This window comes from Micromonospora sp. GCM10011541 (genome assembly GCF_042650725.1).
Lineage (GTDB): Bacteria > Actinomycetota > Actinomycetes > Mycobacteriales > Micromonosporaceae > Micromonospora > Micromonospora sicca.
Window position 1 is genome coordinate 238,159 of the sequence record NZ_JBHSBP010000099.1, and the last position, 12,927, is coordinate 251,085.

The following is a 12,927-nucleotide window of genomic DNA, read 5'->3' on the forward strand; positions in this document are numbered from 1 at the left end:
GTCGGGCCCTCCGAGTTCCCCACCCGATCTGCCGGCCCGACTGTCACCCCGAGCGATCGCCATCCCGCCCTCAATTCAGCGAGTTGGCGATCTCGATCGCCTCGCCCTTGGTGAGGTCGCCTTCCAGCCGGTAGCTCACGCCCGCCTCCTCCCAGATCAGGGTCGAGGCGGCGAGCCGCGCGGTCTCCACGTGGACTATGCCCGCCCGATCCACGTAGGCCAGCGCGTGCGGGCCGCCGATCCAGACCGCGAAGCCACCGTCGACCTGGACCCAGTCCACTCCCGGCCCGGCGGCCTGCTTCTGGAAGACCGGATCGAGGCGACCGTCGAAGGCATCGAGGCGCAGCGCACCCCCGCGGTAGAGCAGGGTGACCACCCGGTAGGCGCCGGTGCCATCGACGTCGGCGACCAGCACCTGCTCGGGCGGGCCCAGCTTGGCCGGGAGGCGGATCGGGAAGCGGAGCATCCCCTGCGCCTCGTGGAGGGAGGCGGGCCGCTGCGACGGCAGCGGCGACGGGCTGCCGGTGGGCGGGACCGGCGCCGACGACGTGTCGATGATGATTCCGGAGAAGCGCAGCAGCCCGGCCACGGCGTCGGCGAGGGCGGCGCGCCCCGGTGGCAGCACCGCGACGAGCAGGGCGACGAGCGCTGCGGCGAGGTAGTAGCGCCACCGGCGTCGCCTCCGCGCGGGCGCGGTCAGTCGGGCGCGTACCTCGTCGGCCACGTCGGGCGCGTCGGGTGTGGCCAGCCACGCGGCGAGGTCACGCAACTCCCGTTCGAGGTCATCCACGGCGCACCTCCTCGCGCTCGAGCAGGCCGCGGAGCTTCACCAGCGCTCGGGACGTCCGCGACTTCACCGTGCCTCGGGGCCAGCCCAGCATCGTCACGGTCTCGTCCTCGCTGAGATCAAGGAGGAATCGGCACACGATCACCTCACGGTCCTTCGCCGGCAGCAGCCGCAGGGCCCGCACCAGCGTGGCCCGGCGCTCGGCGGCGAGCACCCCGCCCACCGCGCCGTCCTCGGCGATCTCCGACTCCGGGTTCGCCGCCGCGGCCCGCAGGACGAGTCCGTCGCGGCGGCTGCGTGAACGGTGCAGGTTGCGGGTCTCGTTGGCGACGATCGCGAGGAGCCACGAGCGAAAGGACGACTCTCCCCGATAGCGGGACAGGTTGCGGTATCCCTTCACGAACGCCTCCTGGATGACGTCCTCCGCATCCGAACCCGCGCCGAGCAGCACCGCCGTCCGATAGGCGGACGCGGTGTGCCGGGCGACCAGGAGGTCGTACGCCCCCAGGTCACCGTCCCGAGCGCGGGTGACGAGCGCTTCGTCGTCCAGTGGAACCTCCGGTGGGATCACCCTCATGACACCGCCCGCACCGTGTGGGTTCCAGGCGCGGCGTGGAACCTCGACGGGTGTGGCGGTGTCACCGGGGCATGATGACCACGACAAGGATCTCGCGTCGAACCGTTCTGACCGTGCTCGCCGGTGCGGGCGCCGCAGCGTTGGTCGGCTGCGATCCAGCTCGGCGCCCGAACCAGGCCCGCGCCGTCACGATCCCCGACGCACTGCTCGTCGAGGTCGACGACGGGCTTGGCGTACTGCGTGGTGCGGACCGGCAGACCATCCCGCGTTCTCTCGCCACCGCCGACGGGCGGTCGATCTACGCGACCGCACCCGAGGGCGCCGACACCGCCTTCTGGCGGATCGACACCGCCACGGGCGGCACCTCCACTCGGGTCAAGCTGCCCGGACGCTGGGTGCCGCGGGCCGTCTCGGCGAGCGGTACGACGGTGGCGCTCACCTCGAACGAGGTGAATGCCACCAGGGGGCGCCCGGAGGGGCGGGACGTGACCCCCGTGCTGATCGCCGACGTCACCGGCGTCCAGCACCGGCTGGAGTTGCGGGGCAACTTCGTACCGGAGACGTTCACCGGAGATCTCGCCGGGCTCTTCGTCCTCGAGTGGCTCCCGGCGACGGCACCGGACCGCTACCGGGTCCGCGTCGTGGACCTCGCCACCAGGACGCCCGGCCCGCTTTACACCCGAACCAAGACGCCGGTGCCGCCCGGCGCCGAGGAGGAGATGCGCGGCGACGGGCGCCAGGCCGTGCTCGCGCCGGATCGCACCATCCTCTACACGCTCTACACCCACCAGCCGGACCACCAGCACACCCGCAACCTGGTCAGCGGGCGACCGGGCAACGTGCACGCATTCGTCCACACGCTGAGCGTCAACGAGCGATGGGCGTACTGCGTCGACCTGCCGCACCCGTTCGGTCAGGCGGCCGCGAACGGCCACGCCATGACGATCAGCCCCGACGGACGTCGGCTCTTCGTCGCCGACGTCACGTCGGGCACCGTCGCCGAGATCGACACCGAGGAGCTGACCGTACGCCGGACAGCCCCGCAGTCCCGGGGCGCCGGGACCGCACACGCCGCCGCCGACATCGACCGCCTCTTCATCGGCGCCGGTACGGCGGTACGGGCGATGGATCTCACGCGCCTCGGCCGCACGGCTGACTGGCGGGTCCGCGAACCCGTGTCCGGCCTCGTGCTGAGCCGCGACGGCAGACGCCTCTACGTGGGCCAGAACGATGGCGTGAGCTGGCACGATCCCGGCACCGGCACCCAGCTGGGCCGCGTCGCTGTCCCCGGTCTCGTCGGCGTGCACGGCCTGGCCGGCCACGCCTGACGGTGCGGATGCAGGTCTGGCCCGTCACACCTGCACGTACGTACGTCGTGCGGGTCAGGCCCATTCGCCCTCGAAGAGCGGGGCGATCGGGCGTTCCCGACGCCCGATCCGCAGATCCCCGAAGATCGTGCTCCGGTCCGCTCGCTCGACCTCCGCGTCCAGGTCGATGCACAACTCCTCGGAGGCGTCGTGGGCCGCGCCGATCAGCAGGATCTCGGTCCCGGGGTGGTCGAGAAAGCCGGGCGGGTCGAGCGGGGCGAAGCGTCGACCGTGGAACGTCTTCTGCAGTGGAGCGGGCAGCTTGACCTTTTGGGAACCACGCAGACCGACGCCCGGTGGGGAGGGCGCCTGCGGGTTCTTCACCGTGATGATGTAACTCGCCTCCGACTCGATGCCGAGGTCGTGCTGCGCCTCGCCGGGCCGGGTCGGGAGTTCGAGTTCGTACGCGAGATGGGTGTGGTCGTCATGCCGCGCGATCACGTAAGCGCCCTCCGCGGCGGGCCGGGCCGGGGGCTGCTCCCGTTCGGCGCGGGTCCTCGTGGCGTACCTGCGTGCCTGCAGTGCCTCGTGCAACTGCTCGGGCCGGTCCACCACCTCGTCGACGAACGCCCAGAACCGGTTGTGCTCGTCGATGTCGGGCAGCCGTTTACGCCCGACCACGAGCAGCCGCAGGTGCCGCCCCTGCCACGGGTGCATCACCACCAACAGCCGCTGCACCTCGTCCAGGGAGTCGACGTGCTCCTGCTCGACGCGCGGACGGTAGAGGAAGTAGATGTCCCCGTCCTCAAGCAGCTCAGCCATTCGGTCCGGGTACCCGAAACGACCGGCGACCAACGCCTGCCCCGACCAGCGCCGCCCATCGCCTCGGACCGCGCCAGGGGACGGCTCGGATCACGCCCCGACTCCGCGGCCAACCGGGTAAAGGAGCTGCCGGATGACCGTTGGCAGCTCGGCTTCCAGGTCCTCGACTTCTTGGGCGCTCACCGCCTCGCGCAGGGTGGTCAGTACCGCGCGGGCCCCGTCAGCGGCCCGCTGGGCATCCATTCCCGTGCGCGCCCGTACCTCGTTGAGGAACTCCACGAGGTCGAGCTGTTCGGCGAAGTCCACTTCCTTGTGCAGGTACCCGCGGAACTCCTCGGGGAGCTGCGTGGCCAGGTCGCGGGCCTCGCCGCCACTGATCCTTTCCCTCAGTGTCGTGAGCGTGGCTCGGATGACGGTCTCCGCCTCCGCCGCCGGCATTCCCGCCCGCTTCCCCACCGCTGCCAGAAACTCGGCGTGGTTCACGCGTTCTCCTTCCGGACCGTGCGTCGCGTCCCGTCAGGCGGCGGCGCCCCTACCCATCTCGGCGAGGATCCCGGTGGCCTGACCGAGCTCGATCAGGTAGCCGTCCGGGTCCCGCAGGTAGCACCGGATCTCGACGCCGTGATCCTTCGGCTCGGTCAAGAACTCCCCACCCCGTGACCGCCACTGCTCATAGACCGCCCGGACGTCGGTGACCCGGATGTTCATCGCGCTGCTGAGCGTGTGCGAATCCGGCGGCGCCTGTGCTCGTACGTCCGGCTTGTCGTCGGTCGGACCGCCCTCGCTGTTGATCACGAGGTAGCTGTTGTGGAACCGCAGGATCGCCGGCTGCCGTTCCCGCACCACCGTCGCTCCCAGCACCCGTCGGTAGAACTCCCGTGAACGGTCCACATCCCGCACGATCAGCAGGTGCGTGAGCACCAGTCCACCCTCGGGCTGGAAGTAGTCCGGCGCCTCGATCGCCATCCACGCCTCCCCGGTCCGGTCGGCAGCGGCGTACCCGCGTGCGACGCGGGCACACCTGCTCCTGCCTCAACTGTGCGTGCTACGAGCCGGGGCGCCGCCCGCCACCGGCACCCACCGGTTCGATCACCTGCCAGAAATCCTTCGAAAGCTGGGCCACCGCGTTCTCGAACTCGTCACGGGAAACAGCCTCACGTAGCGTGGTGAGCACCGCGCGGACCCCGGCACGCGCGAGCGCACGGTCGACGGCCGGGCGCGCCGCCACCCGATCCACGAACTCCTCGAGCCCGAGCGACTTGGCATGTTCCCCTCTACCTCTGAGCGGTGGCGGTTTGCGCAGGGGATCGTCAAGCCCTTCCGGAAGCTGATAGGCAAGGTCCTCAGCCTGGCCGGCGCTGATCCGATCCGCCAATGTCTCCAACGTCGCGCGGGTGAGTGCGGCCGCCTGATCGGTCGACACCTTTGCCCGCGTGGCTACTGCGTTGATGAAATCCTGGTATTCCACCTGATTCTCCTCTCCGGCCCGATCGCCGTCGAACCGCCAGTTGCGAGCCCCTGACCCCATGCGCCGCGGTTCGGTTCGGTGCACCTTGCCCACGCGTACGGCCAACAGCCCGCCGGAAAGACCCGCGTCGACGCTGTTCGAGTCGACGTCCCACGGCAGCGTCGCGACGGGTTCGAACTGGCCGACCCTGCGTTCCCAGCGACGGAGGCTCCCCCTGCGTTCGCGCTCCTTGACCTCACCCGTGATCCTCAACCCGGTTGTCGCGCAGCGAACTGGTACCTCGACAGCATTCCGGGACGGGGGGTGACCCTGCCTCACCCCGATCGGGCGAATGCCACTGATCCGTTCCGCCAGTGTCGTGAGCGTGGCTTCGGATGGCGGTCTCCGCCTCCGCGGCCCAGGACGACAGGATCCTGCCCTCGCCCGTCACGGCCGCGGACCGGTGGCTCGGCCCGCGGCCGGTCGCCGGGTCAGCCCGCGGCCGGGGCCGGTGCGGTGACCCGGCGGCGGATCAGGGCCGCCGCGCCGCCGAGCACGGCCGCGCCGGCGCCGAGCAGCAGGACCGCGTCGGCGCCGTGGGCGCTGAAGCCGCTGGTCTGGCCGGCCGGCAGCAGGCTGGAGGCCACGGTGATGCTGGCGGCGACGCCGAGGGCGGACCCGACGTAGCGGGCGGTGTTGTTGGCGCCGGAGCCCATCGCGACCCGGTCCAGGGGGACGCTGGTGATGGCGAGCCGGGCGAGTGCCGCGTTGAGCAGGCCGCTGCCCGCCCCGGAGATGAGCAGGCCGGGGATGGTGCGGACCCAGGAGTGCGCATCGGCGTAGCCGATCATGGCCAGGTAGCCGGCGGCGGTCAGGGCGAAGCCGAGGACGAGTTGCCGGGTGGGCGCGAAGCGCGTGCCGTGGTGGCGCATCTGGTTGCTGACCACGAACGAGGCCCCCGCCCAGAGGAAGGCCAGGCCGGCGGTGCCCAGCGCGCTGATGCCGACCAACCGCTGCACCAGAGTGGGCAGGACGGTGCTCGGGCCGATCGCGGCGAGCCCGGTGAAGAACGCGCCGATGGTGGCGATCCGGAAGTCCGGCCGGCGGAACAGGGCGAGGTCGAGCATCGGCGCCCGGCCGCGGGCCTCGATCGCCACGAAGGCGGCGAGCAGCAGCGCCCCGAGCGCCAGGGGGATCAGCACCGCGGGCCGCAGCCAGCCGGTGCGTCCGGCGGTGATGGCGACGAGCAGCAGCGACAGGCCCGCGGCGAGGGTCAGTACCCCGGATACGTCGATGCGGGCCGTCCGGTCGGCGCGGGACTCGGCGAGCAGCCGGCCGGTGAGCGCCGCCAGCACCGCGGCGAGGGCCCCGAGCATCAGGTGGGACCAGCGCCAACTGCCGAGGCTGGTCAGGACGGCCGAGGTCAGCGGTCCGAGGGCGATGCCGGCGCCGAGCATCGACGCCCAGCGGGCGGTGGCGTGGGACCGTCCATGGTTGGTGTGGAAGGCGTGTCCGAGCAGGCCGAGCCCGGCAGCGAGGATCGCGGCGCTGGCCACGCCCTGCAGCACCCGGGCGGCGACGAAGGTGCCGGCGTTGGGGGCGACGGCGCCGCCGAGGGTACTGGCGGCGAGCAGCGCGAGGCCTGCCCGGAATATCCGGCGCCGTCCGAAATCGTCGCCGAGGCTGCCCGCCACCAGCAGGGTGGCCGCGAGCCCGAGGGTGATCGCGTTGATCAGCCAGGTCTGGGTGGTGATGCCGGCCCCGAGGCTCCGCGCGGTCTGCGGCAGTACGGCCACCGGTGCGGTGTAGTTCATGAGGACGAGCAGGGTCGCGGCGCAGACCGCGAAGAGGGCCCGGGAGCCGGAACGGGTCGCGTCCGGGACCGGGGCGGCGGACGGTGCGGTGACGCCGGCGGGTGTCGACATGCGGAAGGCCTCTCGGTTCGGTGAACGAACCGACACTAGCAGAGACAGTTCGTTGATTGAACCGACCGGGTGTAGCATCACGGCGTGGCACTGGGGAAGAAGTACGAGGGGCAGCACTGCTCCCTGGCCAGGGCGCTGGAACTGGTCGGCGAGCGGTGGACGCTGCTCGTCGTCCGCGACGCCTTCTACGGCGTACGCCGCTACGGCGACTTCCTCGCCCACCTGGACATCCCCCGGGCCGTCCTCGCCGACCGGCTCGCCACCCTCGTCGAGGCGGGCATCCTCCAGCGCCACCGCTATCAGGACTCCCCGCCCCGCGACGAATACCTGCTCACCGACCGGGGCACCGAGCTCTGGTCCGTGATCTACCCTCTGATGCGCTGGGGCGAGCGGCACTTCGCCACCGGCGAGTCGCTGCGGACCTTCCGGCACGCCGCGTGCGGCACCGAACTCGACCCGGCCAGCCGCTGCCCGGCCTGCGGCCACGCCGACGTGCCACCCGGTGACGTCGAGGCCCACACCGGGCCGGGCATCCCGGCCCAGCCGCGCCAGGACCCGGTCAGCGTCGCGCTGCGCCAGCGCCCGCACCGGCTCCTCCAACCGCTGTTCTGAGCCCGGCCACGGGCGGCCGAGACGCGTCGCCGGGGCGCGTTCGGTCGATGGGCCGCCGTCACAAGGCGGGGTCCGCGTCGCAGCCGGCGGGAGCACTCACCGTCGTGGTCGGCGCGGAGCAGGCACCGCCGACCGCCGGGCATCAGCCGCGCAGCACGTCCTTACCGGCGATGGTGGCGTTCACCGTGGCCGTGCTGTCGTTCCTGGGCGTGGCCAACGTGGTCACCGCGCTGCGGCACTTCCTCAATGGAGGTCCTCCCCCATCGATCACCGACGGCCCGGGACGCCATCGGCTACCAGGACGACCCCGTCTGTCGCGGCCACCCGGTCGCGGGAGATCTCCTGGCATTCCGGGGAGTTGGCCCACCGCTCGAAGCTCTCGCGGCTGTCGAAGGCCAGGAGAATCACCTTGTCGTAGGGCCACGTGCCCTCGACAACCTGCGGGGCCTCGTCCGCGGACAGCAGGCGTCCCTGGTACTTGAGGAGGACCGGCATTAAGGCGGCGACGTACCGGTCGTAACGCGTCCGGTCATGAATGGAGATCTGCGCAAGCGCGTACACGGTCACCCGCTCATGTTACTCAACGGTAGCCTCGCCGGTTGTCCGTACGAGCGCGGGGACCCGACGGCAGGTGACGCGGGAACTGGCACGCCCGTATCCAGCTCACCGGCGCAGGCGGCGGGAGCAGGGGCCGTCGTGGTCGGCGCGGAGTAGGCAGCGTCGGCCGCCGGGCATCAGCAGGTCGCAGAAGACCCGATGGCGTACGTTCTGGTCGTCCTCGGCGGAGACGGTGGTCTCCCCCGGGTCGGTCTGCGGCAGGACGAGCAGCCAGCGGCCGACCACCCGGGCCAGGCGCTGCGCGCCGGGCAGGTCCTTCGCGACCACCGGCAGGTGGATGACGTACCGCTGGGTCACCGCTCGTTTCCCCGGGCGTCGCGGGCGCGGGCCTGGTCGGACTGCCAGCGGCGCAGCGCGTCCTTGATGACGGCGGTCTCCCGGCGGCTCGCGGCCAGGGCCGCGTAGACGGCGGCCATGTCGCCGGCGACCCGGTCGAGGAAGGCGTACACGTCGTCGGGCGCCAGGCCGCGGCGTCCGAGCCCGGCCAGCTTGAAGCGGCGCTCGCGCACCTGCCACGGCAGCAGACTGGTGTACGCGCCGGAGCGGTAGGTTGCCCCGCTCCCCCACGTCGGTCGCTGGTTGCGGACGCTCATACGCTGGCCTGCCTCTCGTCGTGATTGGAAGGGGTGGGCCACCCGCCCTCCCCGCACGGGCGGACCCACCCCGCCCTGCCGCCGCAGCTTCGATCAGCAGTACGGCACCAGGGCTGCTCATGGATCGTTTTGTCGGTCCTGGTAGCTACCGTCGGCGCCGCACCGAGCCGCGTCCTTGTAGTCAGCATGTGACAGTGCGAAGTGGAAGCGCAACGTTCCACGGCAGAATTCTTGCCAGAAGTATTGACTTCTTTTACTGAAACCTGTACGACTTGCAGAGCGGCGTCACGCAGTGTTGCAGGACGGAATCAGGGAGTGCTCGGATGGCAGAGGACATCGGCTCGACCGTGCCGCGCCGGCAGCTCGGCCGGCTGCTGCGCCAGTTCCGCACCGAGGCCGGCGTGACCCTCGACGCCGCCGCCGAGGCGCTCGAATACAGCCGGCAGAAGATCTGGCGCATCGAGTGCGGCCTGGGCGCGGTGCGGGTGCTCGACGTCAAGGCGATGTGCGAGCTGTACAACGTGTCGGCCGAGATGACCGAGGCGATGCGGGGGCTGGCCGCGGAGACGAAGTCGAAGGGCTGGTGGCACGCGTACGGGGACGCGGTGCCGAACTGGTTCGAGCTGTACGTCGGCCTGGAATCCGCCGCATCCCGCCTTCGCGGCTACGACGAGTCGCTCATCCCCGGCATCCTTCAAACCAAGGACTACGCCCAGGCGCTCTACCGTCTCGGGCGGACCCTAAGTGACGAGGAGCGTGAGCGCGCCGTCCAGGTGCGGCTACAGCGTCAGGCGCTGCTCACCAGACGGCTCCCGGCGGCGCCACGGCTGGAGTCGGTGCTGTCCGAGGCGGTGCTCCGCCGCACCGTTGGCAGCGCGGCCGCCATGACCGCGCAACTCGACCACCTCGCGAAGCTGACCGACCTGCCGAACGTGTCGGTCAGGGTGCTGCCACTCGCGGCAGGTCCTCAGCCCGGCGCGGTCGCTGGCACCTTCATGATTCTCGACTTCCCCGCAACCAAGGGCGGCCGAGCCGCGCCCGAACCGCCAATCGTCTACAGCGAGTCGCTGACCGGAGCGCTCTACCTCGACAAGGCCGACGAGCTTGCCGCGTACCAGCGGGTCTGGAACGGCCTGGATGCCCTCGCCTTGAGTGAGGCAGAATCGAAGGACATGATCAAGAGAATCACCGGGGAGATACGGCATGACTGACCTGACCGGCGCTCGTTGGCGCAAGAGCACTCGCAGCGGAGACAACGGTGGCGCGTGCGTCGAGGTCGCCGACAACCTCCCCTACGTGGTCGCCGTCCGTGACTCGAAAGATCCGGGCGGCCCAACCCTCACCTTCACGCCACCCGTCTGGACAGCATTCGTGGCCGCCATCAGAACCCGCCCTAACCACCTGGCTGCTCATAGCTGAACGGGCAAGCGCTGGCACAAGACGTCCGTCGGAGTCGCAGAGCCTCGACCCGCCGCAGGCCACCCACCCTTCCTGACTCGTCGTGTTGGCGTCGGCCGGGTGCCCAACTGCCGGGCCCAATTCTCGCGACAGGCAGCAGACACCTGGCGCGGTGCCAACGACGCGGGAATGCAAACGCACTATGGCAAGATCAACGTCCAGGAACCCCGCACTTTCCGGACATAAAACATGTAAGCCGCCTTGCGGCATCACGAATCTGGCTCCAGCTCACCGATCACCGGTCACCGGTCACCGGAAGCACGTCAGGGAATACCAGGCCTGTCGTGTCGACGACAGAAACCTTCAGTGTGACCACCGTCACTGCCAGTGTCGTGAACAAGAGCTAAACATGAACGCTTTTTGGCGTTGGTCGGGGCCGGCTAGGGGGTGGATGTGGTTTCGAGCATCGAGCGCTCATCAGCTAGGGCAAACGAGGATCACGGAGCGGACCCTGAAGTTGACGAGGTCCACCCGGACATCTCCCGAGCCGCCACACTGCCATCCCAAGGCTCCACCTTCGTCATCTGTATCTTCATGGCAGCCCTGTTCATCTTCATCATTGCGGGCACGCCAACTGGGGACGCGAGCTTAAGGTGGACAGCGCGAGCGCTCGCCGGCGTCCTGCTCGTGCTGCTGCTTGTCTGGCATACCAGGCGTCGCTACTACCTCCCCCAAACAAAGTCTCACCGGCCCACCAAGGTCTGGCGCCTGCCGGACTATCAGGTCAACATCCTGCAACGCAGCGCGGGGCACAGCAACGCCCTCACGCGATTGAACGAGGCGGACTCCGCCCGCGCCCGTATATTCACCTCGGCAATCATCTTTCCGGCCAGCGTCCGCCAGAGGATCACCGAGCGTTACGAACCCGGTCAGAGAACGCTGATGCAGCGGGTCACGATTGACGCCCAACTGTCGCCACGAGTAGTTCGCAAGATCCTTCACCCTGATGAAGTTTCGGCCGCAGAACGTCGGTTGACAGTTCCGGCGCAACGGTCGGAACCTTCAGTAGAGTTTCCGCCTCCGCACGGTGCAGAGCATGGCGTTCCGACAGCATCGGCAATACCCGATTCCAACGGTCAGTCTGTGATCCTTTTTCCGGTGCTGGTTCCACTGAAGGGCGAGATGGTGGACAACCTGCGCGTCTTGGCCGCAGACGGCAGCGCTTTGCCAATCCTCTCGTACCGGCAGTATCTCCAGCTCGTCGCTCAGGTGTTGCGCACAATGCTCGATATCGCATACGGGCGCGACATTTCTGCGGAGACCCACGGTGAGGCTTTCAAGGCCGAGCAGCTTGCGCTTCGGGCAGTGATGAGACGAGCTGAGATCATCGACAAGGACGACGACGATTCGGGTAGCCATGAACTGAGCATAGTCGCCGACGCGGATGTGGGACCTGAAGTTGTCAATGAAGCCGCACTCACTCTTGCAGCCCAACTCGTTAAGAAGCTCACATCCCACTACGCGGTCGTCGCGGCAGTTCCTTGCCCGCCCGACGGACGTTTTGTCGTTTCCTATGAGCGCATGATGACGCCAGCTCTTGAGCTGGCACCGCTGTCCAAGGGGATTCTCAACTGGATGAAAGCCAGGGCACGACTCGTTTTTGGGTCTCGACCGGTCGACTTTGCCATATCGCTGGACAGTGCATGGACCACACAGAGCTACCACCTGGTCATCGACGCACAAGATGGGGTCTTCGTCGGAGTCCAGGAGTCGACAGATCTGCTCGAATACCTCACCGCGCACTGGAATCGCGTGAAGGGAATCAGGAAGAAGAGGGCAAGGAATGGGCAGGTTCAACAAGCGGTTGCCCGAGGTGAGTCATCGACCGAGGCGACCACGCCCCCGCCCTATTACCGATTCCGGCGACGTGCTGGTCAGCGGTACGCCCATTTCTACACCCGTTTCTTTCCTGAGCCCATCGAGGAACTGCCAAGGGGGAATCGCGTACCCGAGGTGCGTTTTAGGTTCTACGAGGTACCACCGGGCTCGGTTTTTCGCGCAGTCATAACCGGATGCGCCGCCGCGCTACTGATCTGGCTAATCGGGTTCGTGGCTTCCCGGAAGGCCGACCCAGGAACCGACGTTCCTGCTTTTCTCCTTGTATTCCCCGCAGTCGCGGCCGCGTGGCTCGGGTTCGACGGGCAGCCGCGGCGGCTTCTCGAAGGAACCCTTGCAGCCCGAATCTCCCTGGTTACCACGGCCCTCTGCTCCATCGCGGCAAGCGGGCTCTTCATGGTTTACAAAGCAAACTTGCTGTACTTTCGGTGGGACAACTTTTTCGACATGCGCATCTTGGGCATAAAGTCCCTGGCTTGGAGCGGCCTGACGCTTGTTGCAATACTCAACGCAACCTCGATTGGGTATATATACCTTGCGAGGAGCTGGGAGTTCATGCACCTTTCGAGCCGACCGAACACCTTCGGCGGTCCGAAGGAGATCGTGGACTGACGCTACACTCGATGCTACACTCGGCGCCACCTGACAGCTAGATAAGGTGAAGTTTCTTCTCCGAGTGATCCTTGTGGTTGCTTTCCTGCGTCCTACCTCGTAGAACTTCCACAACTGAGTTGGATTGGAGGGGTGGTGAAGACGATGTCAACTGACTCGGAATATCACGTGTCGTCACACGACTGGCCAGCCGGTACACGCGAGAACGACCTCACGCTGGAGCAGGCCAACGAGGTCTTTGATCTCTTCGACAGGTTCTACCCACTGGCCGTACAGGGCCTGGCGAAGGTCGCGATTCCGCCACCCTCGGACAAGAATGAATGATCCTTTGCT

The 12,927-nt window shown here is 68.5% G+C and carries 16 protein-coding genes; 6 read left to right on the forward strand and 10 right to left on the reverse strand.

Annotation, left to right across the window (positions count from 1 at the left end; all coding sequences use genetic code 11):
* Positions 1–70: 70 nt before the first annotated feature.
* Positions 71–790 carry a hypothetical protein gene (locus ACFOYX_RS33315; RefSeq protein ID WP_322438743.1) on the reverse strand — a complete coding sequence of 240 codons (720 nt, stop codon included), beginning with the start codon at positions 788–790 and terminating at the stop codon, positions 71–73.
* Positions 783–1,364 (reverse strand): RNA polymerase sigma factor, encoded by a 582-nt coding sequence (locus ACFOYX_RS33320; protein ID WP_322438744.1) that lies wholly within the window; start codon positions 1,362–1,364, stop codon positions 783–785. Before ACFOYX_RS33320 ends, ACFOYX_RS33315 begins: the two co-directional genes overlap by 8 nt.
* 113 nt (positions 1,365–1,477) lie before the next feature.
* On the opposite strand from ACFOYX_RS33320, the gene ACFOYX_RS33325 reads away from it, so the two are divergent.
* The gene (locus ACFOYX_RS33325; RefSeq protein ID WP_322438745.1) at positions 1,478–2,692 is read left to right on the forward strand and encodes a hypothetical protein; all 1,215 of its coding nucleotides are present in this window, start codon (positions 1,478–1,480) and stop codon (positions 2,690–2,692) included.
* A 54-nt stretch (positions 2,693–2,746) separates the two neighbouring features.
* Here the strand turns inward: ACFOYX_RS33325 and ACFOYX_RS33330 are convergent, their stop codons facing one another.
* The 5 genes from ACFOYX_RS33330 to ACFOYX_RS33350 form a co-directional block, all read right to left on the reverse strand.
* On the reverse strand, positions 2,747–3,493 hold the full coding sequence (locus ACFOYX_RS33330) for a hypothetical protein (protein ID WP_322438746.1): 747 nt from the start codon (positions 3,491–3,493) through the stop codon (positions 2,747–2,749).
* A 90-nt stretch (positions 3,494–3,583) separates the two neighbouring features.
* Positions 3,584–3,976: a DUF2267 domain-containing protein gene (locus ACFOYX_RS33335; RefSeq protein WP_322438747.1), complete on the reverse strand. Its 393-nt coding sequence runs from the start codon at positions 3,974–3,976 to the stop codon at positions 3,584–3,586.
* 33 nt (positions 3,977–4,009) lie between these two features.
* Entirely contained in the window at positions 4,010–4,459 is a 450-nt protein-coding gene (locus ACFOYX_RS33340; protein WP_322438748.1) for a VOC family protein, read from the reverse strand.
* 79 nt (positions 4,460–4,538) lie between these two features.
* A complete protein-coding gene (locus ACFOYX_RS33345) occupies positions 4,539–5,279 on the reverse strand; it encodes a DUF2267 domain-containing protein (RefSeq protein WP_322475072.1) in 741 nt (246 codons plus the stop codon).
* Between the two features lie 152 nt (positions 5,280–5,431).
* A complete protein-coding gene (locus ACFOYX_RS33350) occupies positions 5,432–6,865 on the reverse strand; it encodes an MFS transporter (protein ID WP_322438750.1) in 1,434 nt (477 codons plus the stop codon).
* An 84-nt stretch (positions 6,866–6,949) separates the two neighbouring features.
* On the opposite strand from ACFOYX_RS33350, the gene ACFOYX_RS33355 reads away from it, so the two are divergent.
* The gene (locus tag ACFOYX_RS33355; protein WP_322438751.1) at positions 6,950–7,477 is read left to right on the forward strand and encodes a helix-turn-helix domain-containing protein; all 528 of its coding nucleotides are present in this window, start codon (positions 6,950–6,952) and stop codon (positions 7,475–7,477) included.
* Between the two features lie 267 nt (positions 7,478–7,744).
* Here the strand turns inward: ACFOYX_RS33355 and ACFOYX_RS33360 are convergent, their stop codons facing one another.
* The 3 genes from ACFOYX_RS33360 to ACFOYX_RS33370 form a co-directional block, all read right to left on the reverse strand.
* A complete protein-coding gene (locus ACFOYX_RS33360) occupies positions 7,745–8,044 on the reverse strand; it encodes a DUF1330 domain-containing protein (RefSeq protein ID WP_322438752.1) in 300 nt (99 codons plus the stop codon).
* Between the two features lie 96 nt (positions 8,045–8,140).
* On the reverse strand, positions 8,141–8,392 hold the full coding sequence (locus ACFOYX_RS33365; protein WP_322438753.1) for a hypothetical protein: 252 nt from the start codon (positions 8,390–8,392) through the stop codon (positions 8,141–8,143).
* Positions 8,389–8,688, reverse strand: a complete 300-nt coding sequence (locus tag ACFOYX_RS33370; protein WP_322438754.1) for a DivIVA domain-containing protein — start codon at positions 8,686–8,688, stop codon at positions 8,389–8,391. Before ACFOYX_RS33370 ends, ACFOYX_RS33365 begins: the two co-directional genes overlap by 4 nt.
* Positions 8,689–9,011: 323 nt before the next feature.
* On the opposite strand from ACFOYX_RS33370, the gene ACFOYX_RS33375 reads away from it, so the two are divergent.
* From ACFOYX_RS33375 to ACFOYX_RS33390, 4 genes are all read left to right on the forward strand, one after another.
* Complete coding sequence (locus ACFOYX_RS33375; protein ID WP_322438755.1) at positions 9,012–9,899, forward strand: helix-turn-helix transcriptional regulator; 888 nt, start codon at positions 9,012–9,014, stop codon at positions 9,897–9,899.
* Positions 9,892–10,107: a DUF397 domain-containing protein gene (locus ACFOYX_RS33380; RefSeq protein ID WP_322438756.1), complete on the forward strand. Its 216-nt coding sequence runs from the start codon at positions 9,892–9,894 to the stop codon at positions 10,105–10,107. The genes ACFOYX_RS33375 and ACFOYX_RS33380 overlap by 8 nt, the downstream gene beginning before the upstream one ends.
* Positions 10,108–10,680: 573 nt before the next feature.
* A complete protein-coding gene (locus ACFOYX_RS33385; RefSeq protein ID WP_322438757.1) occupies positions 10,681–12,594 on the forward strand; it encodes a hypothetical protein in 1,914 nt (637 codons plus the stop codon).
* 132 nt (positions 12,595–12,726) lie between these two features.
* Positions 12,727–12,918, forward strand: coding sequence for a hypothetical protein (locus ACFOYX_RS33390; protein ID WP_322438758.1), 192 nt, complete (start codon positions 12,727–12,729; stop codon positions 12,916–12,918).
* The last annotated feature ends 9 nt before the right edge of the window (positions 12,919–12,927 follow it).

What these genes read in the sequence shown, in the direction of transcription:
- ACFOYX_RS33320 (WP_322438744.1), bottom strand. Translation starts at nt 1,364, where the DNA reads ATGAGGGTGATCCCACCGGAGGTTCCACTGGACGACGAAGCGCTCGTC.
- ACFOYX_RS33370 (WP_322438754.1), bottom strand. Translation starts at nt 8,688, where the DNA reads ATGAGCGTCCGCAACCAGCGACCGACGTGGGGGAGCGGGGCAACCTAC.
- ACFOYX_RS33375 (WP_322438755.1), top strand. Translation starts at nt 9,012, where the DNA reads ATGGCAGAGGACATCGGCTCGACCGTGCCGCGCCGGCAGCTCGGCCGG.
- ACFOYX_RS33350 (WP_322438750.1), bottom strand. Translation starts at nt 6,865, where the DNA reads ATGTCGACACCCGCCGGCGTCACCGCACCGTCCGCCGCCCCGGTCCCG.
- ACFOYX_RS33340 (WP_322438748.1), bottom strand. Translation starts at nt 4,459, where the DNA reads ATGGCGATCGAGGCGCCGGACTACTTCCAGCCCGAGGGTGGACTGGTG.
- ACFOYX_RS33385 (WP_322438757.1), top strand. Translation starts at nt 10,681, where the DNA reads ATGGCAGCCCTGTTCATCTTCATCATTGCGGGCACGCCAACTGGGGAC.
- ACFOYX_RS33380 (WP_322438756.1), top strand. Translation starts at nt 9,892, where the DNA reads ATGACTGACCTGACCGGCGCTCGTTGGCGCAAGAGCACTCGCAGCGGA.
- ACFOYX_RS33330 (WP_322438746.1), bottom strand. Translation starts at nt 3,493, where the DNA reads ATGGCTGAGCTGCTTGAGGACGGGGACATCTACTTCCTCTACCGTCCG.